Source organism: Pseudomonas sp. FIP_A4, from assembly GCF_036701605.1.
GTDB classification, from domain to species: Bacteria; Pseudomonadota; Gammaproteobacteria; order Pseudomonadales; family Pseudomonadaceae; genus Stutzerimonas; species Stutzerimonas phenolilytica.
This window is the reverse complement of record NZ_JAYDXP010000086.1, coordinates 1-435: the sequence shown is the minus strand read 5'-3', so window position 1 is coordinate 435 and position 435 is coordinate 1. Positions and strand designations below refer to the sequence as shown.

The following is a 435-nucleotide window of genomic DNA, read 5'->3' as shown; positions in this document are numbered from 1 at the left end:
ATCACGCTCGTGCATGGTCATCAGCAGCTGTGCGGTGGGGCGGCGCTGGATGCTCGCCGCGCTGCCCGGCCGCTTCAAGGATTACATCGCGATTCCCAATGCCAACGGCTACCAATCGCTGCACACCACGCTGTTCGGCATGCACGGCGTGCCCATCGAAAACCAGATCCGCACCCGCGAGATGGAAGATATTGCCAACAACGGCATCGCCGCGCACTGGCTGTACAAATCCGACGAGAACGACGTGCCCAAGGGTACCCATGCCCGCGCCCGGCAGCCGCGGAGGGCAAGTAATGAGCGTGCTGATCAACAAGAACACCAAAGTGATCTGCCAGGGTTTTACCGGCTCGCAGGGTACCTTCCATTCCGAGCAGGCGATACGTCAGGCGCACCAGGCATTTACAGTCTGGGCGCCATATTCGGCCTTCCAGGCAT

2 pseudogenes are annotated in these 435 nt (G+C 60.9%); both read left to right on the top strand.

The features are described 5' to 3' along the window. Positions 1-64: 64 nt before the first annotated feature. Positions 65-277, top strand: a pseudogene (locus tag U8L64_RS00675) (guanosine-3',5'-bis(diphosphate) 3'-diphosphatase); the annotation flags it as partial. Positions 278-293: 16 nt separating this feature from the next. Continuing rightward, positions 294-435: pseudogene (locus U8L64_RS00670) on the top strand (hypothetical protein); the annotation flags it as partial.